The organism is Caldimonas tepidiphila (genome assembly GCF_003569765.1).
Lineage (GTDB): Bacteria > Pseudomonadota > Gammaproteobacteria > Burkholderiales > Burkholderiaceae_C > Caldimonas > Caldimonas tepidiphila.
This window is the reverse complement of record NZ_KZ983960.1, coordinates 46,284-72,415: the sequence shown is the minus strand read 5'-3', so window position 1 is coordinate 72,415 and position 26,132 is coordinate 46,284. Positions and strand designations below refer to the sequence as shown.

The 26,132-nt window shown below is 64.6% G+C and carries 18 protein-coding genes and 4 pseudogenes; 17 read left to right on the top strand and 5 right to left on the bottom strand.

The genetic code is table 11. From position 1 onward, the window contains the following. The first annotated feature begins 254 nt into the window (after positions 1-254). From D3A59_RS01965 to D3A59_RS01955, 3 genes and pseudogenes are all read left to right on the top strand, one after another. Positions 255-701, top strand: a complete 447-nt coding sequence (locus D3A59_RS01965) for a MaoC family dehydratase (RefSeq protein ID WP_119153256.1) — start codon at positions 255-257, stop codon at positions 699-701. A 528-nt stretch (positions 702-1,229) separates the two neighbouring features. Then, positions 1,230-3,808 (top strand): annotated as a pseudogene (gene acnB, locus D3A59_RS01960) (bifunctional aconitate hydratase 2/2-methylisocitrate dehydratase). 227 nt (positions 3,809-4,035) lie between these two features. Next, entirely contained in the window at positions 4,036-7,227 is a 3,192-nt protein-coding gene (locus tag D3A59_RS01955; RefSeq protein WP_119153255.1) for a PAS domain S-box protein, read from the top strand. A 45-nt stretch (positions 7,228-7,272) separates the two neighbouring features. Here D3A59_RS01955 and D3A59_RS01950 read toward each other — a convergent pair whose 3' ends face one another. Continuing rightward, a complete protein-coding gene (locus D3A59_RS01950) occupies positions 7,273-7,974 on the bottom strand; it encodes a GntR family transcriptional regulator (protein WP_119153254.1) in 702 nt (233 codons plus the stop codon). 124 nt (positions 7,975-8,098) lie between these two features. Here D3A59_RS01950 and D3A59_RS01945 point away from each other — a divergent pair, with 124 nt between their 5' ends. From D3A59_RS01945 to D3A59_RS26115, 10 genes and pseudogenes are all read left to right on the top strand, one after another. Next, positions 8,099-9,157: an aromatic ring-hydroxylating dioxygenase subunit alpha gene (locus D3A59_RS01945; RefSeq protein ID WP_119153253.1), complete on the top strand. Its 1,059-nt coding sequence runs from the start codon at positions 8,099-8,101 to the stop codon at positions 9,155-9,157. A gap of 26 nt (positions 9,158-9,183) precedes the next feature. After that, a complete protein-coding gene (locus tag D3A59_RS01940; RefSeq protein WP_119153252.1) occupies positions 9,184-10,137 on the top strand; it encodes a PDR/VanB family oxidoreductase in 954 nt (317 codons plus the stop codon). A gap of 205 nt (positions 10,138-10,342) precedes the next feature. Beyond that, positions 10,343-11,215 (top strand): cysteine hydrolase family protein, encoded by an 873-nt coding sequence (locus D3A59_RS01935; RefSeq protein WP_119153251.1) that lies wholly within the window; start codon positions 10,343-10,345, stop codon positions 11,213-11,215. Between the two features lie 124 nt (positions 11,216-11,339). Then, on the top strand, positions 11,340-12,623 hold the full coding sequence (gene pncB / locus D3A59_RS01930; protein WP_272868038.1) for a nicotinate phosphoribosyltransferase: 1,284 nt from the start codon (positions 11,340-11,342) through the stop codon (positions 12,621-12,623). A gap of 10 nt (positions 12,624-12,633) precedes the next feature. Continuing rightward, a complete protein-coding gene (pncB, locus tag D3A59_RS01925) occupies positions 12,634-13,854 on the top strand; it encodes a nicotinate phosphoribosyltransferase (RefSeq protein WP_119153250.1) in 1,221 nt (406 codons plus the stop codon). 54 nt (positions 13,855-13,908) lie between these two features. Continuing rightward, the gene (locus D3A59_RS01920) at positions 13,909-15,177 is read left to right on the top strand and encodes a tyrosine-type recombinase/integrase (RefSeq protein WP_119153249.1); all 1,269 of its coding nucleotides are present in this window, start codon (positions 13,909-13,911) and stop codon (positions 15,175-15,177) included. Further along, positions 15,170-16,891 carry a site-specific integrase gene (locus tag D3A59_RS01915; protein ID WP_119153248.1) on the top strand — a complete coding sequence of 574 codons (1,722 nt, stop codon included), beginning with the start codon at positions 15,170-15,172 and terminating at the stop codon, positions 16,889-16,891. The genes D3A59_RS01920 and D3A59_RS01915 overlap by 8 nt, the downstream gene beginning before the upstream one ends. Beyond that, on the top strand, positions 16,888-18,921 hold the full coding sequence (locus D3A59_RS01910; RefSeq protein ID WP_157991362.1) for a hypothetical protein: 2,034 nt from the start codon (positions 16,888-16,890) through the stop codon (positions 18,919-18,921). The genes D3A59_RS01915 and D3A59_RS01910 overlap by 4 nt, the downstream gene beginning before the upstream one ends. Next, positions 18,899-19,336 (top strand): hypothetical protein, encoded by a 438-nt coding sequence (locus D3A59_RS01905; protein WP_119153246.1) that lies wholly within the window; start codon positions 18,899-18,901, stop codon positions 19,334-19,336. Before D3A59_RS01910 ends, D3A59_RS01905 begins: the two co-directional genes overlap by 23 nt. A 69-nt stretch (positions 19,337-19,405) precedes the next feature. Then, positions 19,406-19,919: pseudogene (locus tag D3A59_RS26115) on the top strand (transposase); the annotation flags it as partial. A 280-nt stretch (positions 19,920-20,199) separates the two neighbouring features. Here D3A59_RS26115 and D3A59_RS26110 read toward each other — a convergent pair. From D3A59_RS26110 to D3A59_RS25160, 4 genes and pseudogenes are all read right to left on the bottom strand, one after another. Then, the gene (locus D3A59_RS26110; protein WP_240635889.1) at positions 20,200-20,460 is read right to left on the bottom strand and encodes a hypothetical protein; all 261 of its coding nucleotides are present in this window, start codon (positions 20,458-20,460) and stop codon (positions 20,200-20,202) included. Positions 20,461-20,493: 33 nt separating this feature from the next. Further along, positions 20,494-20,637: pseudogene (locus D3A59_RS26810) on the bottom strand (HNH endonuclease); the annotation flags it as partial. Between the two features lie 220 nt (positions 20,638-20,857). Then, positions 20,858-21,298 (bottom strand): hypothetical protein, encoded by a 441-nt coding sequence (locus tag D3A59_RS25165; RefSeq protein ID WP_170162272.1) that lies wholly within the window; start codon positions 21,296-21,298, stop codon positions 20,858-20,860. Between the two features lie 391 nt (positions 21,299-21,689). After that, positions 21,690-22,910, bottom strand: a complete 1,221-nt coding sequence (locus D3A59_RS25160) for a hypothetical protein (protein WP_157991359.1) — start codon at positions 22,908-22,910, stop codon at positions 21,690-21,692. Between the two features lie 455 nt (positions 22,911-23,365). Between D3A59_RS25160 and D3A59_RS26805 the strand changes: the two genes are divergently transcribed. The 4 genes and pseudogenes from D3A59_RS26805 to D3A59_RS25150 all read left to right on the top strand — a co-directional run bounded on the left by D3A59_RS26805 (position 23,366) and on the right by D3A59_RS25150 (position 25,392). Next, positions 23,366-23,548 (top strand): transposase, encoded by a 183-nt coding sequence (locus D3A59_RS26805; RefSeq protein ID WP_119153243.1) that lies wholly within the window; start codon positions 23,366-23,368, stop codon positions 23,546-23,548. Beyond that, positions 23,490-24,312 (top strand): annotated as a pseudogene (locus D3A59_RS01880) (IS5 family transposase). The gene D3A59_RS26805 and the pseudogene D3A59_RS01880 overlap by 59 nt, the downstream one beginning before the upstream one ends. A gap of 450 nt (positions 24,313-24,762) precedes the next feature. Next, a complete protein-coding gene (locus tag D3A59_RS25155) occupies positions 24,763-25,005 on the top strand; it encodes a hypothetical protein (RefSeq protein WP_170162270.1) in 243 nt (80 codons plus the stop codon). Between the two features lie 90 nt (positions 25,006-25,095). Further along, positions 25,096-25,392, top strand: a complete 297-nt coding sequence (locus D3A59_RS25150; RefSeq protein ID WP_157991355.1) for a hypothetical protein — start codon at positions 25,096-25,098, stop codon at positions 25,390-25,392. The last annotated feature ends 740 nt before the right edge of the window (positions 25,393-26,132 follow it).

The following is a 26,132-nucleotide window of genomic DNA, read 5'->3' as shown; positions in this document are numbered from 1 at the left end:
CTGCTATGCAGAACTCTTAGGGTTCATCCTGTGAGGCAAAACCCGAGGGGCCGCATCCCCGGCTTGAACGGGGAAAGTGCGAATACACTGGGAAAAGCGGACGTGATCCACCCCCCTCATCGAGGGGCTAGGCACGCGGCCGTTTACCCTTGCAGTTCCGGCATGCAGAGCAATGGCGGGGCGGTGCGATGCCGCCTCCCCTGCCCTGCACCTGCTTCCCACCCCTTGCGCGCCGCGGCGCGACCCGACCCGACATGCACGACATCTCCTCGCTTCGCCAGCGCATCGGCCAGGACATCGCGACCAGCGACTGGCTGCTCGTCGACCAGGCCCGCATCGACGCCTTCGCTGCCGCCACCGGCGACATGCAGTGGATCCACACCGACGTCGAGCGCGCGCGGCGCGAGTCGCCCTTCGGCACGACGGTCGCGCACGGCTACCTGACGCTGTCGCTGCTGGCGACCTTCGCGCAGCAGTGCATCCGGCCCGAAGGCATCCGGCTCGGGCTGAACTATGGGCTCAACCGCGTGCGCTTCCCGACGCCGGTGCCGGCCGGCAGCCGCGTGCGCGCACGCTTCGCGCTGCAGCAGATCGAGGACATCGAGGGCGGCGTGCAGCTGTGCTGGCTCGCGACCGTGGAGCTCGAGGGTTCGGCCAAGCCGGCCTGCGTGGCCGAGGTGCTGTCGCGCTGGATGCGCTGAGCGGATTCCGGCCGGAAAGGGCCGAAAACCACTTCTGCATCATGGGATTCTGGGTCCCGTCGCCCGGGCGGAGCGCTCGCGCTTCGCCCGGGCCTTGTCCTGTGGCGCCGCTTGCCGGCTGGCTCGCGTCGGCTTCGGGTGAGGCTTTTTGGGAGAGCGTCGCCGGCATGGCCGCGCAGGCGGGCCGACTCGCCGCGCCGGCCCGCCCTTGCCGGCCCCGTCCCTGTCGCGGGGACCGGGACGGCGCAGTCGGTGTCGCGTCGATCCCTCCCGTGACCCCGGCAGGGACCGGTTTGCGACCGTCCGCCAACGGGCAGGACGCCCCGCGGTGAGCCGATTTGGGAAAGTTGCGCGGCACGCGGCCCCCGTGCCGCAACCCCTCTCGCGTGACACGCATCAACTTGACGTGAAGCTGTCGTCGTCCGGCGGCGTGCAGCTTCGTCCGCCAAGTCTTATATAAGATATAAAATCTATAAGTTGCCCGCGCGTGATATGTGCTGGCGCGACCATTCCAATCTGGAGCCCCCGATGCTGCAAACCTACCGTGATCACGTCGCCGAACGTGCCGCGCTCGGCATTCCGCCGCTGCCGCTGTCTGCCGCTCAGACCGCCGGGCTGATCGAGCTGATCAAGAACCCGCCCGCAGGCGAAGAGGCCTTCCTGGTCGAGCTGCTGACGCACCGCGTGCCCCCGGGCGTGGACGATGCCGCCAAGGTCAAGGCGAGCTTCCTCGCGGCCGTCGCGCACGGCGACGTGCAGGTCGCGCTGATCTCCAAGGCCAAGGCCACCGAGCTGCTCGGCACGATGGTGGGCGGCTACAACGTCAAGCCGCTGATCGACCTGCTCGACGACGCCGAGGTGGCCGAGATCGCCGCAGCCGGTCTGAAGAAGACGCTGCTGATGTTCGACTACTTCCACGACGTGGCCGAGAAGGCCAAGGCCGGCAACGCGCAGGCCAAGGCCGTCGTGCAGTCCTGGGCCGACGCCGAGTGGTTCACGAGCCGCCCGGAAGTCGCGCAGAAGATCACGGTCACCGTCTTCAAGGTGCCCGGCGAGACCAACACCGACGACCTGTCGCCCGCCCCGGACGCCACCACGCGCCCGGACATCCCGCTGCACTACCTCGCGATGCTGAAGAACACCCGCCCCGACGCGGCCTTCAAGCCCGAGGAAGACGGCAAGCGCGGCCCGGTGCAGTTCATCGAGGACCTGAAGAAGAAGGGCAACCTCGTGGCCTACGTCGGTGACGTGGTCGGCACCGGTTCCTCGCGCAAGTCCGCCACCAACAGCGTGATCTGGGCCACCGGCCAGGACATCCCGTACGTTCCGAACAAGCGCTTCGGCGGCGTCACGCTCGGCGGCAAGATCGCCCCGATCTTCTTCAACACGCAGGAAGACTCGGGCTCGCTGCCGATCGAGGTCGACGTGTCGAAGCTCGAGATGGGCGACGTGATCGACGTGCTGCCGTATGAGGGCAAGATCGTCAAGAACGGCGAGGTCGTCGCCGAGTTCGCGCTCAAGAGCGAGGTGCTGCTGGACGAGGTGCGCGCGGGCGGGCGCATCAACCTGATCATCGGCCGCTCGCTGACCGCCAAGGCGCGCGAGTTCCTGGGCCTGGGCGCCTCGACGCTGTTCCGCCTGCCCAAGTCCCCGGTCGACACCGGCAAGGGCTACACGCTGGCGCAGAAGATGGTCGGCCGTGCCTGCGGCCTGCCGGAAGGCCAGGGCGTGCGCCCGGGCACCTACTGCGAGCCGAAGATGACCACCGTCGGCTCCCAGGACACCACCGGCCCGATGACCCGCGACGAGCTCAAGGACCTGGCCTGCCTGGGCTTCTCGGCCGACCTCGTGATGCAGTCCTTCTGCCACACCGCGGCCTATCCGAAGCCGGTGGACGTGAAGATGCACCGCGAGCTGCCCGCCTTCATCAGCAACCGTGGCGGCGTCGCGCTGCGCCCGGGCGACGGCGTGATCCACTCCTGGCTCAACCGCCTGCTGCTGCCCGACACCGTCGGCACCGGCGGTGACTCGCACACCCGCTTCCCGATCGGCATCTCCTTCCCCGCGGGCTCCGGCCTCGTCGCCTTCGGCGCCGCCACCGGCGTGATGCCGAGTCGGTGCTGGTGCGCTTCAAGGGCCAGATGCAGCCCGGCATCACGCTGCGCGACCTCGTGCACGCGATCCCGCTGTACGCGATCAAGGCCGGCCTGCTGACCGTCGAGAAGAAGGGCAAGAAGAACGTGTTCTCGGGCCGCGTGCTCGAGATCGAGGGCCTGCCCGACCTGAAGGTGGAACAGGCGTTCGAGCTGTCGGATGCCGCCGCCGAGCGCTCGGCCGCTGCCTGCACGGTGCAGCTCAACCCCGAGCCGATCGCCGAGTACCTGCGCTCGAACATCGTTCTGATGAAGAACATGATCGCCAACGGCTACCAGGACAAGCGCACGCTGGAGCGCCGCATCAAGTCGGTCGAGGCATGGCTGGCCAAGCCCGAGCTGCTCAAGGCCGACGCCGACGCCGAGTACGCCGCCGTGATCGAGATCGACCTGGCCGAGATCAAGGAGCCGATCGTCTGCTGCCCGAACGACCCGGACGACGCCAAGTTCATGTCCGAGGTCGCCGGCACCAAGATCGACGAGGTGTTCATCGGCTCGTGCATGACCAACATCGGCCACTTCCGTGCCGCGGGCAAGCTGCTCGAGGGCAAGAAGGACATCCCGGTGCGCCTGTGGGTCGCGCCGCCGACCAAGATGGACGCCGCCGAGCTGACCAAGGAAGGCTACTACGCGACGCTGGGCGGCGCGGGCGCGCGCATGGAGATGCCGGGCTGCTCGCTGTGCATGGGCAACCAGGCGCAGATCAAGGAAGGCAGCACCTGCATGTCGACCTCGACCCGCAACTTCCCGAACCGCCTGGGCAAGAACACCAACGTGTTCCTGGGCTCGGCGGAGCTGGCGGCGGTGTGCTCGAAGCTCGGCCGCATCCCGAGCGTCGAGGAGTACCTGGCCGAGATCGGCGTCGTCACGAAGAACGCCGACCAGATCTACAAGTACATGAACTTCGACCAGATCGAGGAGTACGCCGAGGTCGCCAAGGAAGTCGCGGTCTGAGTTGACGCGCTGACAGGCTGAACGCGACGGCCCGCCGGGGAAACCCGGCGGGCCGTTTTTCGTTGCCCGCCCCCGGGTCTCCCAATCCGGCTCACTGATTCCGACCTGCCGCGCCCTGCCCCGGTCCCGCACGGGGGCCACCGTCCCGGGTGGGCCATTGCGGAGCGTGGCACGCACATCCGGTTACATTCCCCGCAGAACAAGATTCATCGTCAGGGGAATGAATCATGGATCAGCTCGACGCAAAGCCGATCGGGCGGCCGGAGGTCTTCGGGGCGGCGCATGGCGCGAACCTCGGGGAGCTGCCCGTGCCGCTGGCGCGCATGAACCGGGACGGCCGCCTGCTGGGGGTGAACGGGCGGTTCTGCCGCCTCGTCGGCCACCCGGCCGAGGCGCTGATCGGGCGGTGCCTCCATGAGCTGCGGCCGTCGCAGGACCGGGCCGCCGCCGCGGCGCTGCCGACCGCCCTGCCTGACGGCGAGGGGCACGAGGCCCGGGCGGAGATGCGGCTCGTCCGGGGCGACGGCACCGTCGTGCCGGTGCGGCTGACGCTGCAGAGCGAGCACGACGCCGACGGGCGCCCCGCTGCCCTGCTCGCGGCCTTCGAGGACCTCTCGGGCCTGCGGCAGCTCGAGGCGGCGCTCGCGCACGAGCGCGAACTGCTGCGGCAGATCGTCGACAACGTGCCGGTGCTGCTGTTCCTGTTCCACCCCGACACCGGGCGCCTGAAGCTCAACCGCCATTTCGCGACCGTGCTCGGCTGGCGTACCGAGGACGCCCGGTCTCCCGATTTCCTGGCGCGCGTCTGTCCCGACCCCCGCCAGCATGCCGAGCTGCTCGCCTTCCTGCATTCCCCGGACCCGGCATGGCACGAGTGGAGCCTCTGCGCCCGGGACGGCACCCGCGTGCCTGTCGAATGGACCGGGATGCAGCTGGGCAACGGCACGCGGGTCGGCATCGGATTGGACCGGCGCCAGCGCAAGATCAACGAGGCGAGGTTCGCGACGCAGGCGGCGCGCCGGGCGCTGCTGCTCGAAGTCACCGGGCGGCTGCTGCAGAACGGGCAGGACGAGGGCGCGCTGGTGCGCACCGTCTTCGCCCAGGTCGGTGCGGCGCTGGACGCCGAGGTCTGCCTGGCCTACCGCTGCCTGCAGCCCGGCGGACCGCAGGTCCTCGTCGCCGCCTGCGGCGTCGCTGCCGAGCGGCTCGACGAGGCGCAAGGCCTCGCGCCGGGCCTGCCCCTGTGCTGTGTTCCTGCCGTCGCGTCCGGCACCGGGCCCGTCGCTTCCCTGCCTTCGCTGCAGGAGGCCCAGGGCGTGCTTGCCGAGGCCCTGGGGCTGAGCGCCTGCCTCTGCCATCCCCTCGTCAGCCCGCACGGGCAACTGCTCGGGGTCTTCACGCTGGCGAGCACCCGCCGCGAGGCCTTCACGCAGGACGAGGCCGATTTCGTGCAGGCGCTGTGCCACTTCATCGCGCTGGGCTGGGAGCGCATCCGCTTCGAGCGCGAGCTGCGCCGCCGCGAGCAGCAGCACCGGCTCGCACTCGCCGCGGGGCGGCTCGGCACCTGGCGGCGCGATCTCCGCACCGGGCTCGTCGAGATGGACGAGCGGGCGCAGGCGCACTTCGGATTCCGGCAGCCGGGCGTCGCCCTGGGCGAGCTGCTCGCGCGCGTGCACCCCGAGGACCGTCCCCGGCTCGATGCGCTGCTCAGGACGATGAGCGCCGCGCAGCCCGACGAACGCAGCCACGGCATCGAGTACCGCATCACCCACCCGGACGGCAGCGAGCACTGGCTCGCGATGGAGGCGGCGGTCTTCGGCGGGGACGACGGTGCGAAGGCGGGGCGGATGTGCGTGGGCACGAGCGCCGACGTCATCGAGCGCAAGCGCATCCAGCACGCCCTGCAGCAGACCGCGGCGGAGCTGCAGCGCGCGCAGTCGGTGGCCCGCGTCGGCAGCTGGTACTTCGACTTCCGCCGCCGCTGGGGGCGCTGGTCGGAGGAGAGCTGCCGCATCCTGGGCGTGCTGCCCGGCTTCCCGATGGACCACGCGGCCTTCCTCGAGCGGGTGCATCCGCAGGACCGGCATGGCGTCGAGGCGCGCTGGCGCGCTGCGCTGGCAGGGGAGCCCTTCGACCTCGAGCATCGCGTCTTGGTGGACGGCGAGGAGAAATGGCTGCGCCTGAAGGCCGAGCTGGAGTTCGACCGCCAGGGCCGCGCCACCGAGGCCTACGGCATGGTGCAGGACATCACCGAGCGCAAGCGCGCGGACGAGGCGCTGCAGCAGGTGGAGCGCGACCGCGCGGAGGCGGCGCGGCGCAAGGACGAGTTCCTCGCCACGCTCGCGCACGAGTTGCGCAACCCGCTCAGCCCGATCCGCAGCGCCGCGAAGGTGCTGAGCCTGTGCGCCTGCGAGGACCCCCGGGTGCGCTGGAGCAGCGAGGTGATCGAACGGCAGGTGCGCCACCTGAGCCGGCTGATCGACGACCTGCTCGATCTCAGCCGCCTCACGCTCAACAAGCTCGGGCTGCAGCCCCGCCACATCGCGCTGCGCGAGGTCATCGACGGCGCGCTCGAGACCGTGCTGCCCCTGGTCGAGAGACGGCAGCACGAACTGGGGGTCGAGCTGCCGCCGCAGGACATCGTGCTCGAGGGCGACCCGGTCCGGCTGGTGCAGGTGTTCCAGAACCTGCTCGACAACGCGGCCAAGTACACACCGACGGGCGGGCGCATCACGGTGTCGGCCGAATGCCGCGACAGGCTCGTCGAGGTGCGGGTGCGCGACAGCGGCATCGGCATCGGTGCCGCGATGCTGGAGCGGGTCTTCGAGATGTTCTACCAGGGCGAGCGGCCGGCCCGCGAGGGCGGGGGCGGGCTCGGCATCGGGCTGACGCTGGTGCAGCGGCTGGTGCAGATGCACGGCGGCAGCATCGAGGCGCGCAGCGCCGGCGAGGGACAGGGCAGCGAGTTCGTGGTGCGGCTGCCGGTGGCGCAGGCGCCGCACGCGCAGCCGGCCTCGGGAGCTCCGGTGCGCGGGACATCCCTGCGCCGCTGCATCCTGGTGGTCGACGACAACGTCGATTCCGCCGAGGGCATCGCGGAGCTGCTGCGCGCCATGGGCCACGAGGTGCATCTCGCTCACGACGGGCTGCAGGCGGTGGGCGAGGCCGAGCGGCTGCGGCCGGCGCTGGTGCTGCTGGACATCGGCATGCCGGTGCTCGACGGCTACGGCGCCGCCCGCCGCATCCGGGCGAGCGACTGGGGCCGGGGCATGCTGCTGGTGGCCCAGACCGGCTGGGGGCAGCAGGACGACGTGCGCCGCGCCCGCGAGGCCGGCTTCGACGCGCATCTGACGAAGCCGGTCGACCCGGAGGCGCTGATGCGGCTGGCGGGACAGGGCGTGCTGCTGCCCGCTTCATGAGCGGGGCGCGACGGTCCCGATTGGATCCAATCGCCCCGGCACGGTTCAGGGCCCGGGCCGCGCCTTCGCGGGCCCGTTCAGGCCGAGCAGCCTGCCGTAGCGCAGGCCGATGTAGGCGTGCTCGCGCATCAGCATCTCGACGCGCGCCGATTCGCGCTGCTCCAGGGCCTCGAGCACGAGCTGGTGCTGCAGGTGCGCGAAGCGCAGCTTCTCGTACTCGCGGTCGAGCGCCCCGGTGTCGATGATGATCGAGTCGGCCGACGCGAAGGGCAGGTGGTTGTTGCGCGCGATCGCGTCGGCGATTACCGCGCTGTCGGTGGCGTTGACGATGGTGTCGTGGAAGCGGTCGTTGAGCCGGCTCCACTCGCCGATGTCGGCCTCGGTGATGTGGCCCTTGGCGAGCAGCCGCGCACCGTCGTCGACGCAGCCGCGCAGCGTCTGGCGCACCGCCTCCGGCATGCCGCGTTCCGCGAGGCGGCGCGCCGCCAGCCCCTCGAGCACGCCGCGCACCTCCAGCGCGCACAGCACGTCCTCCTCCGAGAACTCGCGCACCAGGAAGCCGCGCGTGCCGGCCTTCTGCAGCAGCCCCTCCTGCTCCAGCGTGCGGAAGGCCAGCCGCACCGGCGTGCGCGACACGCCGAGCGCCGCGGCGATCGGGATCTCCGCGATCCGCTCGCCCGCCGCGTAGCGGCCCTCGATGATCCACTTGCGCAGCGTCGCGACGACGCTGCCGCTGTCTTCGTTCATGTTTTTCAAGTGCGTGCCCTGACTTGGATCCAATGTTAGGGGATTTTGTTGCGTGTGATCGCTATCGTGGTCATAATTGGATCCAATCGCTGACCTGAATCAGTTCCACCGAAGGAGACACCCCATGTTCCCGAAGAATGCCTGGTATGTTGCCTGCACGCCCGACGAGATCGACGAGAAGCCGCTCGGGCGCAAGATCTGCGGCGAGCCGATCGCCTTCTTCCGTGGCGCGGACGGCAAGGCCGCCGCGGTCGAGGATTTCTGCCCGCACCGTGGCGCACCGCTGTCGCTCGGCAAGGTCGTCGACGGCAAGCTGGTGTGCGGCTACCACGGCCTGGAGATGGGCTGCGACGGCAAGACGATCGCGATGCCGGGCCAGCGCGTGCGCGGCTTCCCGCCGATCCGCAGCTTCCCCGTCATCGAGCGCTACGGCTTCATCTGGATCTGGCCGGGCGACCCGGCGCAGGCCGATCCCGCCAAGCTGCATCACCTGGAGTGGGCGGAGAACCCGGACTGGGCCTACGGCGGCGGGCTGTACCACATCAACTGCGACTACCGCCTGATGATCGACAACCTGATGGACCTGACGCACGAGACCTACGTGCACTCCACCAGCATCGGCCAGAAGGAGATCGACGAGGCGGCGCCGGCCACCAAGGTCGAGGGCGACCACGTCGTGACCAGCCGCTTCATGGAGAACATCAAGGCGCCGCCGTTCTGGCGCATGGCGATGCGCGCCAACGGCCTCGACGACGAGGCGGACGTGGACCGCTGGCAGATCTGCCGCTTCTCGCCGCCGAGCCATGTGATGATCGAGGTCGGCGTGGCGCTGGCCGGCAAGGGCGGCTACAACGCCGACCCGCAGTACAAGGCCTCCAGCATCGTGGTCGACTTCATCACGCCGGAGACCGAGACCTCGCACTGGTACTTCTGGGGCATGGCGCGCAACTTCAAGGCGCACGACAAGGCGCTGACCGCCTCGATCCGCGAGGGCCAGGGCAAGATCTTCGGCGAGGACCAGGAGATGCTCGAGCGCCAGCAGCAGAACCTGCTGCTCTACCCCGAGCGCAACCTGCTCAAGCTCAACATCGACGCCGGCGGCGTGCAGTCGCGCCGCGTCATCGACCGGCTGCTCGCCGAGGAGCGCGGCGCCGCGGCGCCGGCGTCGACGACGGCGCTCTGAACCCCGAGATTCGAAAGACCCAAGAGATGTTCCAGGTCAAGGTGGTCCGCAAGACCCAGGAAGCGGACGGCATCGCGAGCTTCGAGCTCGCGCGTCCCGACGGCGCCCCGCTGCCGGCCTTCAGCGCCGGCTCGCACATCGACGTGAAGGTGCGCGAGGGGCTGGTGCGCCAGTACTCGCTGTGCAACCCGCCCGACGAGCACCACCGCTACGTGATCGGCGTGCAGCGCGAGCCCGAGTCGCGCGGCGGCTCCAAGGCGCTGTACGACGAGGTCAGCGAGGGCGACCTGCTGTGGATCGGCGAGCCGCGCAACCTGTTCCCGCTCGCGCCGGACGCGCAGCGCTCGCTGCTGCTGGCCGGCGGCATCGGCATCACGCCGATCCTGTGCATGGCCGAGCGCCTCGCCTCGGCAGGGGCGAACTTCGAGCTGCACTACTGCGGCCGCACCGCCTCGCGCCTGGCCTTCCGCGACCGGCTGGCGCACGGGCGCTTCGCCGACCGCGTGCGCTTGCACGTCGACGACGGCCCGGCGGGCCAGCGCCTGGACTGCAAGGCGCTGCTCGGCGCGCACGAGCCCGGCACGCACCTGTACGTGTGCGGGCCGACCGGTTTCATGGACTTCGTGCTCGACACCGCGCGCCAGCTCGGCTGGCCCGAGGAGCGGCTGCACCGCGAGTACTTCAGCGCTCCTGAAACTGCCAGCGCCGACGACGGCAGCTTCGACGTGGAGCTCAAGCGCTCGGGCCGCGTGATCCACATCGCCGCGGACCAGACCGTCGCGCAGGCGCTGATGGCCGCGGGCGTGGACGTGCCGATCTCCTGCGAGCAGGGCATCTGCGGCACCTGCCTCACGCCGGTGCTCGAAGGCACGCCGGACCACCGCGATCTCTACATGACCGACGAGGAGCACGCGAAGAACGACTGCTTCACGCCCTGCTGCTCGCGCTCGAAGACGCCGCGCCTCGTGGTCGATCTCTGACGCCGCCGCATTGACGCCGGCCTTCGCGCCGGCCCCGGGCCGCCTCCGCCACCGACCGGCGCAGGCGGCCTTTTCCTTTCTGGCGTCCGCCGCCCTGCGGCCTGCGGCATTGCCCCTGCCGCAGCGCAGGCCCCGCGCGAGCCGCCCGGCAAGCCCCCGCGCGGCCGGGCTAGAGTGATCGGCACGAACGCCGGAGGCCGAATCCATGAGCGACGCATGGCAGCTGCTGATCATCGACCCGCAGAACGACTTCTGCGACCTGCCCGGGGACTGGTGCCCGGGTGACCCGCTCGGCGGCCCGCGGCTCGCGCCGGCGCTGCCGGTGCCCGGCGCGCACGCCGACATGCTGCGGCTGGCCGCGCTGCTGCTCGACGCCGGCGACGGCTTCGACGACATCTCGATCACGCTCGACTCGCACCAGCGCCTGGACATCGCGCACGTCACCTTCTGGCAGCGCGGCGACGGCGGCCCGGTCCAGCCCTTCACCGAGATCACCGCGCAGCAGGTGCGCGGCGGCGACTACCTGCCGCGGGTGGCGTCGGCGCTGCCGCGCACGCTCGCCTACCTCGACGAGCTGGAGGCGCGCGGCCGCTACCGCCTGATGGCCTGGCCGGTGCACTGCGAGATCGGCGCCTGGGGCCACAACGTCCACGCCGCGGTGCGCGCGGCCTGCAACGTCTGGGAGGACGAGACCGGCCGCCCGGTGCACAAGGTCGCGAAAGGCACCAGCCCCTGGACCGAGCACTACAGCGCGCTGCAGGCCGAGGTGCCCGACGACGAGGACCCCGGCACGCAGCTCAACCGCCCGCTGCTGAGCCGGCTCGACGATGCGGAGCTGCTCGTCGTCGCCGGCGAGGCGAGCAGCCACTGCGTGCGCGCGAGCACCGAGCACCTCGTCGAGCACCTGCCCGGCGGCCGCCCGGAGCGCCTGCTGCTGCTGACCGACTGCATGAGCCCGGTCGCCGGCTTCCAGCGCCAGCACGAGGAGTTCCTCGCCGCGATGCGCGCGCGCGGCGTGCAGCTCGCCACCTGCGACGAGTTGCGGCCGCGGCTGCTCGAGCGCGCCGGGCGCGGCTGAGCCCGCCGCGGACAAGGAAGACGGCCGCCCTCCTCCGCCGGCCCGCCTCGTGTCCTCCCCGCACCAGGAAGCCGAGCCTGATCGGGAGAGGGATTCCCGCCATGCCGAACCAAGGAAGCGCCTCGTGAGCAGCGCACCGATCATCCAGAGCCTGCTCGAGACCGACATCTACAAGTACTCGATGCTGGCGGCCATCTTCGGCAGCGCCTACATCGACAACGAGGCCGAGTACCGCTTCGTGTGCCGCAGCCGCCCGGCCTTTCCGCTGGCGGACCTGAAGGCCGACGTCGAGCGCGAGCTCGACCACCTGTGCACGCTCGGTTTCCGGCCCGAGGAGCTCGATTACCTGCGGAGCCTGCGCTACATGAAGTCGGGCTTCGTCGACTTCCTCTCGATCTTCCGGCTGCAGCGGCGCTTCATCCGCGTGGAGGCGCGCGGGGAGGAGCTGGAGATCGTCGCGCGCGGGCCGCAAGTGCACGTGATGCTCTTCGAGATCTTCGTGCTCGCCATCGTCGGGGAGTTGAACGCGCGGCGCCATCCGCAGGAGGCGGCGCTCGCCGAGGGCCGCCGACGTCTCGCCGCGAAGATCGAGCGGCTGAGGGAGTTCGAGTCGGAGCACCGCTCGGCGCGCGGCGCGCACCCCTTCGAGTTCTTCGACTTCGGCCTGCGCCGCCGCTTCAGCGCCGCGTGGCAGGAGGAGGTCGTCACGACCCTGAAGCGCGAGGTGCCGCAGTTCTTCAAGGGCACGAGCAACGTGCGGCTCGCGATGCAGCTCGGGCTCACGCCGATCGGCACGATGGCGCACGAGTACCTGCAGACCTTCCAGGCGGTGCGCGACGTGCCGCTGAGGAATTCGCAGAAGGCCGCGCTCGAAGCCTGGGTGCAGACCTACCGGGGAGACCTCGGCATCGCGCTCACCGACGTGATCGGCATGGACGCCTTCCTGCGCGACTTCGACCTCTACTTCGCCAAGCTGTTCGACAACTGCGAGTTGCATGTATGGACAACCAACTGCGAATCAGTTAACCTATGGACATGGACATCGGTTCAAGGTGGCGCCTGCAAGGCAGAAAAGGACGGCTGTTTGGTTTTCCCAGGGATTCAATTTCAAGCTGGTGGGGCAAGTTCCTGTGGGCAGCTTGCCTGTCCACAGGAACGCGTCAGTGCCGGGGAGCCGGTGCGTCAACCAGCTGAAACCGCCGCTCGCGGCGGCCGTCCACAGGCCGAGGAACGAGTGCCTGTGCCCCTTGGGGCGCGCGTAGCGCGGGCGGGCTGGTTGTCCACGGGCGGGCGCGAACTTCATAGCCGCATGAGGAAGGTTCGGAGGAGCTTCTCTCGACACTTGCATCGGCTCTCGGGACGAGGCCTGAGTTTGAGTCCTGCCGCCTCGGTGGCATCCGTTTGCTAAGAGGCCTGAAATGACGAGCAACAACAATCCCGTCATCCGCAGCTTGCTGGAGACCGACCTCTACAAGTTCACCATGTGGCAGGCGCTGTTCAACAGCGCGTACAACGACAACGAGACTGAGTACCGCTTCGTTTGCCGTCGCCCGCCTTCCATGCCGCTGGCAGCGCTGAAAGACGAGGTAGTCCGTGAGGTCGAACATCTCTGCTCGCTCACCTTCCAGGAGGATGAGCTGGACTACCTCCGCTCGCTGCGCTACATGAAGAGCAGCTTCGTGGACTTCCTGTCCATCTTTCGACTGCAGCGCCGGTTCATCAGAATCGAAGGGAATGGCGACGCTCTCGAAATCGTGGCGCGCGGGCCGCAGGTCCATATCATGTTCTTTGAGATTTTCGTGCTGGCTATCGTTGGTGAACTCCATGCTCGCCGCTGGCCGCAAGAGGAGGCGCTGGCGGAAGGCCGTCGTCGTCTGGCTGAGAAGATTGCGCAGCTGAAGGACTTCGCACCCGAGGCTGCCGCAGCGCAGGACTTGGCGCCCTTCGTGTTCTTCGACTTCGGCACGCGTCGCCGCTTCTCTCGCGCTTGGCATGAAGAGGTCGTTGAGACGCTGATGGCAGAGGTGCCTCAGTTCTTTAAGGGGACAAGCAACGTCTATCTGGCGAAGAAGCACGGCCTGACCCCGATGGGCACGATGGCGCACGAGTACCTGCAGACCTTCCAGGCCGTGCGAGACGTGCCGCTGCGGTACTTCCAGAAGGCGGCGCTGGACGCTTGGAACGACACGTATCGCGGTGACCTCGGCATCGCTCTGACCGACGTGGTGGGCATGGACGCATTCCTACGGGACTTTGACCTTCGCGATGCCAAACTTTTCGACGGCCTAAGACACGATTCGGGGGACCCAGTCGAATGGGGCGAAAAGGCCTTGGCGCACTACGCCAAGCTGCGTATCGACGCCCGGACTAAGCGCCTCGTCTTCTCTGATGGCCTCACGGTTCAGAAGTCCATTTCGTTGTGGCGCCATTTTGCCGGCCGTGCGCAAACTGGTTTCGGCATTGGGACGCACCTGACCAATGACTTTGGGCCGAGCTACCCGGCGTTGGAGATTGTGATGAAGCTGGTGCGTTGCAACGACCGTCCGGTGGCAAAGCTGTCCGACTCTCCCGGGAAGACCATCTGCGACGACGAGACGTTCCTCGCGTACCTGCGGAGCGTCTTCAACAAGCCCGCGTAATGGCTAGTTGAAGACAGCAAACGGTGGATTGAATCGAAGTAGTTCGTAAGCACGATGGCCAATCTCGAAACGGTGAGCTTCTTCCCCATGCGGGAGGTCATTGAAGGGGGAGAAGTTCACTGGGTGCGCGACAAGCTGGCCGCGCCGATTTCCAAGTTGCCGCAGGTCTTCTGGGAAGACGGGGAGCCGTGGTCAGAGGTGAATCATTGGGCAGTCACCAGAGCCCAGGGTTCGGTGGGTGGAAACATCAAGACGGTGACTGGCTTGATGAAGCACCTTGCAGCTTACGCCTCTTGGCTTGAGGCCAACGAGCTGGACTGGCGGCACTTCCCCATGCGCATAGGCGACCGAGCGATTGTTCAGTTTCGTGCGGAGCTCATCCGGCAGCGCGACATGCTGGGTGTGTTGAAGCCGTCGACCGCCACCGCCCGAATGGCAGCCGTTATCCAGTTCTATCGTTACGCCCAAATCTATGGGTTCGTCGAGCGCGGCTCGCCGATGTGGAAAGACAAACAGGTGCTGCGCCGGTTCCATGACAGCACCGGCTTTGCAAGAGCCATGCTGACGACGTCGTCGGAACTCGCCATCCCCAACCGTGGCCGCCCCGGAGATACGCTGGAAGATGGCCTGACGCCGATGAGCCCGGAGCATGCTCGCCAACTGCTTGAGTTCACCAAGCAGGAGGGACTCCATGAGTTGCACTTCATGCTGTCGTTGGGGGTGCTGTCAGGAGCAAGACTGGAGACCATAACGACGCTCGAAGTCCGGCACATAGAGGGAGCGATGCCTGACCGGTCAATGCCAGGCTTCAGCCGGGTGGCCGTTGGCCCCGGAACTGGCGTGGCCACCAAGTTCGATGTTTCCGGCGACCTGCTCGTCCCCACGTTCCTCGTAGACGAGCTCAAGGGTTACGCCTACTCTATGCAGCGACTGCGTCGACAAGCACTGGCCAATGAAGCCGAACGCCAGCGGCTGTTCCTCACTACGCGGGGAAGCCCATACGCGCATCAGACGTTCAATCGGCTCATGACTGACCTCCGTCGAAGAGCTCAAGCCGCCGGCATGCGGTTCATGGAGGCCTTCAAGTTCCATCAGACCCGGGCCACATACGGGACCATGCTGATGGAGCTGGCGATCGATGTCGCTAACGTGGCCAGTGCTGTGGCGTTCGTGCGTGACGCGATGCTTCACAAGGACGAGGCCACAACGCTGCGCTATGTAAAGTTCGTGCAGAACGCGCCGGTGAAGGCGCTCATCAGCAAGGAGTTCGCGTCCGTGTTCTCAGGCGTCGTGAAGCGAGACTGGAACAAGTTCGATGCATGACGACTTGCGGTCAGCGCCGCTGACGTTCCCAAGTCTTCCTGTGGGCCCTCGCGAGACCCCGCCGGACCTGACGAGGCTGCTCTACAAGGGCGGTGCCCAGATGCGTGCTGACAAGGTGCAGCACGCGATTCAGGAAGGTCTCCTGGGCACCCTTCAAATAGACCGCCAGGCGCTAGTGCTGGCTCTGCACGAGGCGATTGATGGGAAGCTCGCGGGCGGCGGAAGCCCCATCACGGCTCGGAATCAGATTGACGAGACGGTCACCTTCTTCGCTTGGGCAGATAGAGCGGCGGCGCCGCTGACGATGTCCGATGTCGCAGCAAGCTACGTGAAGTGGGCTGACCATCTTTTCCATCGCTCGAATGTCGCCAGAGAAATCTCTGAGCGCACCGCGTACACAAGCGCTCTGCGAGTAGGCGAAGTCTTGGACATCGTGCTTGGGCGGCAGAAACCGCTCCTGCATCTCACGCGCCTGACCAGACCACGTCTTCGAAAGGCCCCTTTAGGGGTAGAGGCCGAAAAGCAGAACCTCGCGGATACCTTTGCCTTTGGTCGACTGCTCCAGGACGTCTGTGATGGCCTGCCACTCAAGGTCGTTTGGGAAGTCCTCGACGTCCGCATCAACCGGCAAACGGGCGGCAGCCTGACCTTATGGACCGGCGGCAGTGTGCCTACGCGCCAAGTCGAATGGGCCGCATGGGAAGTCCGCCAAGCTTTGGCTAGGAGACAGGACTACGCTGCGAATCGCTCTCTTGAGCATCGCGGCCGCAAGGCTGTCGTCAACACGCGCATCTTGGCTGAACTGCTGATGTTCATTGGCCAGACGGGCATGAACTTGACCCAGGCCTACAAGCTCAAGCTGCGGCACTTCAGCTACTCAAGCGACATCGACGGCTACAAGGTCCGCGATTACAAGCACCGACGCGATGGCGAAGTCCTCTTCGAAATCTTCAGCGAATACCGCAGCCACTTCGAACGCTACCTGGAGTGGCGCCGGGCGCTCTTCCCCGACTCGGTGGACCTCTTCCCCGTCATCCGAGAAGGCTCGCACGAGAGTCGCCCAACGCGCTTCGACCTCATGATTGGCCTCTGCAAGCAAGCCGATGTCCCTTGGATACCTCCCAGCATGCTTCGTGGCACACGGGTGAACTGGCTTCTGAGGCGCAGCGGAGACCCCGACCTGACAGCCGACATGGCACAACACCACAAGAAGGTGCTCATCGAGGTCTACGAGCAACCCTCTCTGCAACGGACCATTGGTGAGGTCACGCGCTTCTGGCAGGCCAGCGACCCGACCCTCGCCCGAGTAGAGCCCTCCCGGTCGGTCGCGCCAGGGTCGTGTGACGGCGTGCCCGTAGCGACGTCCACCAAGCCCGCAGCGGCGCCGTCCCCCGACTGTGCCCGCCCATCGGGCTGCCTATGGTGTGAGCACCACCGCGACATCGACACCCAGGATTACGTGTGGTCGCTGGCCTGCTTCCGACACCTCAAGGTACTCGAATTGGGTAGGCACTGCTTCCCCGCTACGGCGGCCAATCGGGAGCACCCGGCCCAGCACGCTATCGACAAGTTGAGCGAGAAGCTCACCTGGTTCAAGGGTTCCAATGCCCTCCGTCGAGGCTGGGTGGACGAGGCGCTGGCTCGCATTGAGGAAGGGAGCTACCACAGCGAATGGAAGCACCTCATTCTGGCTGTAGAGGGGACTGCACAGTGAAGATGGCGTTGCATGAGCTCTGCTTAAAGGTCGATGCTCCTGCGGTGACCGAGGCGGCAGTGAACTACCGGCCCCTGACTTGGCCGCCGGCGCGCGATTGGCCAGTCGTCCTTGACAAGGAAGGCTTGGTCGTCTCCCGCTGGGGAGACCCCATCTGGGACCTGACGCCTTGGTCAGGCAAGCCCTACCAGCTGAACTTCGGCGACGGCGGTGCAGAGACCGCAGGGACTGTCATCGCCGAGAACGCCGACCTGCTTCGGCTCGCCATGGGTTGGTTGATTTGGGGGCCGCGCGGGTATCGGGCAGCGGGCACTATCAAGAACCGGTTTGGTTCGGTCTGGGCCGTGATTGCTCTCTGCAATCGAAACAACATCAATGCCGCGATGCTGCAGCGCTTCCCAAGGGTCCTAGACCAGCTTGCCGAGCAGATTTCTCCAAGCAAATGGGAGGCGACGATTACGGTGCTCCACAGGCTCTATGACGCCCGCCAGGACCTTGGCTTCGTCCTCGTGGATGCGAACGGTCTGAAGCGGCTCGCTGAAGTCGCCCACGACCATGAGCACGTGCAGACCGCCTACATTCCGCCGCGCATCTGGCTGTATCAGGTGGAACGCCTGCGCGAATGTCTCGAAGACTTCATGAAGCACAGGCAGCAGGTAGAGGCTTGCTTCAAGTTCTGTGTTCACGCGTATGTCTCGAACTACGGCTCGCTCGAAGCAGCGCTCGCTAAAGGCAAGGACGCGTCCAAGGGTCCGTTTACAGGCGGCTCCGCACATCGGCCAGGTTGCACATACCTTGGCCCCTTCAGCGAGTTCGCTCGCGAGCGAGGCATCGCCGACCTGCTGAGGAGATGGGTGGTTGGCTGGGACGAGACCCGAGTCTCCATGTTCTCGTCCTATCTCTCGCTGGTCTCCCTGGCAGGCCTTGCCTATATCGCCAACTTCACGCTGCAGCGGAAAGAGGAGGTCGCTTCCCTTCGAGCCGACTGCTTGTTGTGGGAGCACGACGAAAAACTGGGGCGAGTTCCCCTCATTTGCGGCGAAACCACCAAGACGGACCCCGACGTTGACGCTCGCTGGGTTGCTAGTCCGAGCGTTCAGCTCGCCGTCGATGCCTTGACGGTAATCGCGCGCCTCCGGATGGATTGCGACGCGGCGAACCCGGAAGTTCGGCCGACGCCTGCGGACCGAGCGAATCCATATCTGTTCAGCACGGCAACGGAGCCCTGGGGGTTCGCAATCGGGTGGGCTAAGCCCTATGACATCCGCACGCCTCTTGACGGCCTTAGGGACGTCCTACAACGCTTCCCACTGCTGTTTGACGAACAGCAGCTGCGCATCACCAACGAAGACCTACGAATTGCGCGGCGGCTCACACCCAACCTGTCCGCCGACGAGTTCGCGGAGGGCAACGTCTGGCCGCTTGCGTGGCACCAGTACCGGCGAACCGGCGCGGTCAACATGTTCGCTTCAGGCGTCATCTCTGACAGCTCGATGCAGCAGCAGATGAAGCACGCCACGAGACTTATGCCTCTGTACTACGGTCGTGGACATACCAGACTGCACCTCAATGAGGAAGTCGAACGCGCTGTCGTGATGGCGATGTACGAAGCCATGGCCTACAGGCTCCAGGACGTCGTCAGTGACCGGTTCATGTCTCCGCATTCGGCAGAGCGCAAAGAGGCTGTAGCGGTCAACCTGTTGGCGGCAAAGGACGTGAAGACGCTCGCCATCTGGGCGAAGGCAGGAAAGGTTAGCTTCCGTGAGCACCGTCTTGGAGGCTGCATGAAGCCTGGTCCGTGCGAATACGGTGGCATTGAGTCTGTCGCTCGTTGCGGGGGCGGAGACGGCGGGAAGCCATGCACCGATGTCGTGTTCGACCGAGATAAAGAGGCCCAGGTGCGTGCACAGCTGGATCAGGTGCTCATCGAGCTCAGGCAATTGGTCGCGAGTCATCCTCGCCATGCCGCTCTCGTGGCAGAGCGCCAAGCCATGGAGAACTACTTGAATGTCATCGCAGCAGACCGCTGAGCCGGCCAACGCCGAGACACGCTTCCGGCAGGCGTTTGAGCGCCTAAAGGATGGGCAGTCAAAAGTGCTGCCCAAAGGCACCGCCGTGACGCAGAACAATGTGGCGCGGGAAGCCGGATGTGACCCCTCAGCCCTAAAGAAGGCGCGGTTCCCAGGGCTGATTCGTGAAATCCAGGCGTACCTTGAGCTGCATAAGCTTGAGGACCAACCCGCCGCCAAAAAGGCAGCTCGTCATAAGGCCTCTAGGAGGTCGACGGAGGAGCGCTTGGCCGACGCCATCGCCCAACGCGACAGGGCGCAGTCCCAACTCCTGAGCGCCAATCTGCGCATCCTTGAGCTGACGGACGAGGTGCAGTCGCTGAAGCGTAGGCTTGATGAGTTGCTGCCACCACCTATGAAGCTTGGACGTCGCTAGGCTGTGTTTGGAAAGTTCAGGGCAGTGCGTTCTTGGCAGCTCGGGAGAACGGTCGGGGCCACAAGCGGCATCCCCGTGTGGGACAAGACGCAGCGCAAGGACGAGACGCTGTCGAGCACCGAGTTCGAGTGGGACGAGGCGGCTGACGAGTACCGCTGCCCTCAAGGCCATCCGCTGCGCAGCCAGTAGCGTGCGTTCAAGGAGCAGCGCTCGCGCGTGACCGACGACGACAGGATCATTTGCCGCGCTCGACAGCAGGACTGCGAGGTGTGTCCGATGAAGCAGCGCTGCTGCCCGACACCCCGACGCGCCTGATTCGGCGCAACGTGCATGAGGCAGCACGCGACGTGGCGCGCCAGATCGCCACCACCGAGCATTACCAGCACTCGCGCCACGAGCGCAAGAAGGTCGAGATGCTGTTTGCACACTTGAAGCATATCCTCAAACTGCGGCGCTTGCGCCTGCGGGGGCTTACGGTGCCAGCGATGAGTTCACCTTGGCAGCAACAGTTCAGAACCTACGCCGTCTGACCAAGTTGGGCCCGCAAGGACCACCCGTTCAAGGTAGAGGTGCGCCCGCTTGAGGCGAAACCCCACCGATCAACCCGCAACCCTGGCAAAAAGCCAGGTTGAGATGCCCGAAGGCCTGACATCAGCCCTTGGTCGGTTCGCACCGGTGCGTCTCGACAGAGTTTTTCAGCGGAATAGACCCACAGCGGTCCTTGACGCCGCTGCTTTCATTTTCAGAAAGCAGACGTTTAACGTCGGATTTGGGCGGCACGCACTGGCAAGGCGCTGGAAGACGTATGCTCCCGCGCACGGCTTGCGCCGCCTTGCCGGTGCGTGTCCGCGTCGAACGACCTGTTAGCCTGCATCGCGCTGCCGCCTCAGTGACTGCTCCACATGCTCGCGCAGTTCCTTCGCGTGGACTTCTGCTTCGGCAAGAATGGCAAGAACCAAGCTAAGGTAGTTCTGATGCTTCGCCCACCGTTCAGCCGTCGCAATCACCGGGTAGTCGATCCTCGTAGGCGTTCGCCAGCGCTCGAAAGCCTCCAAGCGCGCAACGCGCTCCATCAGGTCGGAGATGCCACGCCGATTAGGAGAATGGACGGCATCCCCCAGCATCCACTTCTTCCAGTCTCTTCCACTCTTGGATTGATTGCACTTCGCGCAAGACGGCACCAAGTTCGCGATTTCGGTGATGTAGCCAGTCGGAGCACGGTTTCGTACAACGGGCCTGAAGTGGTCCCACTCTGTCTTAGCATTCCCACAGTACGCGCAAGTGCAGTTTCCACGTGCCATCCCCAGTATCGCAAGAGCCTCGTCAACTTCAGCGTCGGTCGGCTCGATGTACGGCGTCAGGGTCGTGATGAATAGACCTGTGAGCGTGGACTTTCGCCCGGTGAGTTTCGGGGGCTTGCCTGGAGGATTGAAGTCTGGGTGCGGCATATTTTATGCAAGCTGACACCTAAGTTAAGACGCGCCGCGAAGCGGCGTCGGCTTGGAAGAAGTGTTAGACGCCTTACAATAATATTTCATCGATCTTCGCTTGGAGTCTCTTTATCTCGATGTCTATTTCTTCGTTGGATATAGTCATTTGATCAATAATCTCGCCACGTGAGGTTGCGCTGAAGAGGGCCGAATCCCGCGGTGTTAGCACTCCCCACTGGATAAGTGCGTCAATATTGGATTTGATCTCGGCGTGCACACGATCCATGTCAACAAATTCTTCGTCCGACGCCTGAAGGGGATTGCCGAGGACGCGCTTGAGTCGCCATAGGGCGGCGATCGTGACTCTTAGTAAGAAGAGGGCTTCTTGATGTCTCGATAGCCGCTTCTGGAAGGCAAGTGCCTCCCGAGCAGTGGTCAGCGCCTTAAAGGCTGCAATCGCAGAAGCGATCGCCGAAACAGTTGCGAGGATACCTAGCGCAATTTGAAGAATGGGATGCAATTGATCTTCCATAGGTAGGTAAATAAGTTATATGGCGACAGTTTTTCCGCATAACACCCGCAGGTGTCTGCGTAACAACAATCGCCTCTGCGCATCCAACCCCCTGCCTCATTGAGAAATCTTCCTTCGGCTGCTGTTCGGCATGGTACTAATTTTTCGACAAATGGCGCACTGCCGAGTGAGACTGTGCATGAGGCCGGTGCTCTGACTGTGGTTCTGCGGCGTCAACGGGGCAAGGAGTCTGCGCTCCAAGCTCCCCGGGGTGGGCGGCGCCAGGCCTGTCAGAGATGTCGAGAAGCGGACGCTGGCGTGCGGCCGGTCATGGCCGGCACCGGCTGTCCTTCAACTCCCGACCCACTGTGGACATTTGAGACGGCTGCCCTACTGCCCAAAAGCGGGCGCTTTACGTTTTTTCGGTTTGAATTGCGTTGCCTGCAGCCTTACTGGTGCGGCTAATTGTTTGTCCAGCCGTTTTCACACCTTCACGTAGCATCTCCATAACTTGATTTTGAAACTCTGGAGCCGCACGGAAAGCCCGATGAACAGCATCAGAGTTTGCCATTTCATGCCACGGACTTGAATGATTTGTGGCTTCAACGAGGCGCAATGGGGCTTCATCTAGTCTTGTAAGAGCCGATCCAAACAGTCTGGATTCGAATTCAGGGTCTATGCGGGCGGCCTCTTTTCTGTATCCCTCGTAAGCTTTTGCTACAGATGCCTTGAATGCATAGTCTTCTGAAAGGCGAAAGCGCTGTCCAATTTGTTTTGTGGCAAGCCACGCAAACCAAAGAGGAGCGCCAACGCTAAGAAGAGAGAGGAGCACATGTATCGATATACTTATTAGGTTTGGGTTGGGTGCGCTTAGTGTCGTCGAGAGGTCTTGCAGTCTTTGCGTACCGATGAATGAGCCGACGATGAGTGCTCCCATTAGGCCAAGAACCCAGATCCACATGGAATTGGACAAGCTTACAGCTCGCTGATCGAAAGCTCCCGCTAATCCTTTTGTAGTTGTGATGTGGTATGCGGCCTCGCACTGCTTTATGAGCTTTCCAGCCTCTAAATTTGCCGTTGCCATTGCGGATAATTCGAGGGCTGCCGCGTCACGGGCTTCTTTAACTTTGAACGCTGCCTCTGTAGCGTCTGCTACAGCTTTAGCAAGCTTTTCCCGTCCTTCAGCAAGTGCTTGTAAGTCAACTGGCAGCGAGTCAGCAATAGCATGAGCGGACTCAATGTCGCTAATTTGCTGCTTCAGCGTGGAGATGTTCGGTGTGAGTTGGTCAAGTTCAGCGAGTGCTGCTCTTGCTCGTCGCGCGAGGGAAGAAGGCAAAGACTTTTGATCGGGTATTACCTGCCATCCAAGTGGCGGAAGGATTGCGGCTCTTAAAAGAGAAATCGTTGAAATATAAGCCGGAATTGATTGCCCTGCGTTTCCGTTATAGAAGTATGGGACGGTTTGATTTTGAAGCGTCTGGGCTCGGCGAGGTATATCGCGAACCAGGGTTTCAATAGATGGTTCTATTGTATCTGCGCCGATTGCGCGAATATCTTCTGCCAAATTGATCGCTAAGGAGGCTAACTCGTGCCGCGTCACTGTTGGAGCAAACCACCCTAAATGGTCTGTCATTGTCGAATCGTTCGACCAGCCGCTAATTATTGCAGTTGCGAGAGTTTCAAGTGCTGTACATGCGTGTTCTAGATCTTTGTGCAAGCAATGCCTCCATCGTGGAGAGAAAATTTCGAGTGATTCATGGTGCTTTGCAGCGTTTGCGGCGGATGATTGCGCCCAACGAGTAGAGTTTATCTGACGCTGCGTTGATGTGAGTCGGAGGCACGGCAGGGGGCGGCGTTAGATAACCATGTTGAACTGACGCACCGCTATGGCGGTGCCTTGGGTAGTGTACGTTCCTGAACTTTGTGACAGCAAGGAAGGCGATTGGATGCAGGGACGTGCTGCCCGGAAGCGGTCCATGACGGACGGCCGGTCTTGGCCGACAGCGGCCTTCATCTTGGGGCGATCGTCGCTTCATGTAAGCACGCGGTTGGCCGCACTGGCTGCTTCGGATCATTAAGGACACGGTCATGACGAAGAACAGGCACAGCCTGTCCGACGAGGAATGGGCGCTGCTGGCCCCGTTGCTCCCACCACTCCAAACTGCAGGCCGTCCCTGTGGGGACCGTCGCAAGATGCTGGAAGCGATGCTCCATCGGCTTTGCTTTGGAGCACGGTGGCGAGATCTGCCTTCTCGATTTGCCGGCACGTGAGACGCCTGGGCGCCACTACTGCGACCACCGCCCCATCCTCAACGGCATGCTCTTCCGCCTGAGCACCGGCCTTCCCTGGCGTGACCTTCCTGAGGGCTACGGGCCGTGGCAGACGGTGTACTCGCGTTACCGGCGCTGGTCGCGCTCGGGCCTGCTTGACTGGATGCTGCGCACGCTGCAACGCGACCTCGACGCTGCCGGTGGCATCGACTGGTCACTGTGGTGCATCGACGGCTCCAACGTGCGAGCCCACAAGGCAGCCACCGGGGCGAGAAAAAAAACTGCCTCCCAACGAGCCACAGGATCACGCGCTTGGGCGTAGCCGCGGTGGCTGGGGTACCAAGCTGCACCTGGTGACCGATGGCGTCGGACTGCCGCTGGCGGTTCGGCTCAGCGCCGGCCAGGCAGGTGAGGCGCTGTACGCCGAGCCGGTTCTCGACGCCGTGCGCATCTGCCGACCGTCAGGAGTCGTGCGGCAACGGCCCGAGCGGGTAGCGGGCGACAAGGCCTACAGCCATCCTCGCATCCGCAGATGGTTGCGGCAGCGAAACGTGCGAGCCGTGATTCCTCAGCGCAGCGACCAGATCGCACGACACCGGGGCCGCCCCTTGGCCTTCGACCGAGAGCAATACCGTCGCCGCAACGTGATCGAACGCTGCGTGGGATGGCTCAAGGAGGCGCGCGCCGTGCACTTCCTCGGAACCATCAAGCTCGCAATGCTTCGACTGCATCTCCGACGACTGGCCCTGTCAAAGACACCTTAGGCAAGCGAAGCGGGCGTCGGCCTCTTCTTGCTGTTGCTCTAAGCATATGGTCTTTGTTGCCAGCGTCTCTTGCGTCGCTATCCTTTTTGGCGGCCACTCCGGCGCTGAACGTCTCCAATTGAGGCTCCTCCCTGCTCGGGAGGCAGAAGCTCGGAGTGGTCGTCCGCGTGTAGGGGTTGCCCTCATCGTGCAGGGCTGTCTAAAAAAACCCGGGCTGACTTCCGCTGCAGCTTCAGTGCAGGTGTGGGAGATCAGGCAGCAGCGGAAACAGCGCGTCAGCCGGGCAATCCACGAAGGAACAGCAACCGCGACCACTGCGGCTGCCAGATCATCCTGCAGCGGCTCCAGCCATGCCGTCATCCCGCCAACGGAGGATGCGTACAAGTTCTGAGCTTTGCCGGGGAAAGGTAAGAGTGCTCAAGTGCGTCTGTGACAGGTCGATGCATGGCTATGGCTCGTCAACCCTACCGCAGCATGGCTGGCCCCGTTTTTGATCCGAACGGGCCGTCCATGCAACTCTTCACGGCGCTCATCGAGCGCGATCCCAGTGTGCCCATCCATCTGACAACAGCGGCCTACCTTGATGGCATGTACTGCCTAGATGCACCAGAACTGCTGCCTGCCGGTGGCTGTCGATCGATTGCTTTTGGTAAGACGTCGATGCCGGAGCAGCTTGTGGCAAGAAGGACGTGAGCTCCTTTCGTCCAAGTTTTGATCCAAACGGGGTCAGGAAGGCAATGTGCTCCTTGTCGGAAGGAGTGCCGAACGGCAAGGAGTGATGCGGTGGAGCAGCCAGCCCTGACACCTGCAGAGGTGTTGATGACACTAGGACGGCTCGCCTACGATCCGCCCCTCTCTCTTGATCGTCGCCGCATCGACCGTTGTCGGAGGGGCTTCATGGCAGTTCTGATTGCTGCCATACCGAACGGATTCACCTACGGCCAGGCGGCAGATCTGATCAATTTGCTTTCAGAGCAGGGCTCGCCGGTGGACACGCTTCGGCTTTGCGAGGAAGCGATCGATAAGGCCGGGCCGGAGGCTCTTGCCACGGCGCAAAGGGCCATGTGGAACACAGGTTGAAGCTCGCTCGCTGAGTCGTTCGCTGTGGCTCATCTGCCCGGGAGCGGCCCGTCACTTCACCCGGGGAAAGCCCGGTGTCGCCTGCTGAGGTTCCAGCAGCGCGTACATCCGAAAGTGGCATTCGTACATCGAAGGAGGTGCTCTTCATCGCCCCTAGCTCTTACAGCGGCTTGACGAGGCCCGGGTGCTTCCCCGGGCTTGTCAGAACTTTCTGACTAGTCCCGCGCTTCCTTACCTGCAGTTGTGCCAGATCGTCACTAGAACGCCCGGCTGGAACGATCGTTGCCGGAGAAGAGTGCCGTGTCGAAAGGGCTCGCACGGTGCTTTTGTTGCCGCTCCGGTCGGAACAAGGTTCTGGCCCGCCACCTCCGTTCTCTCCTCCCGTACTTTGTGGCCAGGGCTGATCGGAGCGGCCTTCTTTCAAGCAGGGGACTGTCGTTGGGAATCGACTCCTGCTTGCTTCGCCTGTAGCGGTGCTCGGCACCGTGGCGCTTGCTTCGTCGGACAGCCGTCTGCTCCGAATGTCCTGCCTACTAGGCAAGCGAAGCGAGCGTCGGCATCTTCTTGCAAGGTTCTTGATGATGAACGAGCGCAGCACTTGGGGTGGTCAGCAAGCAGGTGAGTCGATGACGCCCGCTGTGATGTTCATGACGATGGGCTTGCTGGCGTACGACTCGTCCCCCTTGGAGGACCCTCAGCACAGAGGACGGAGCCTTGTCGGCTTCAACTCGGTTCTGCTC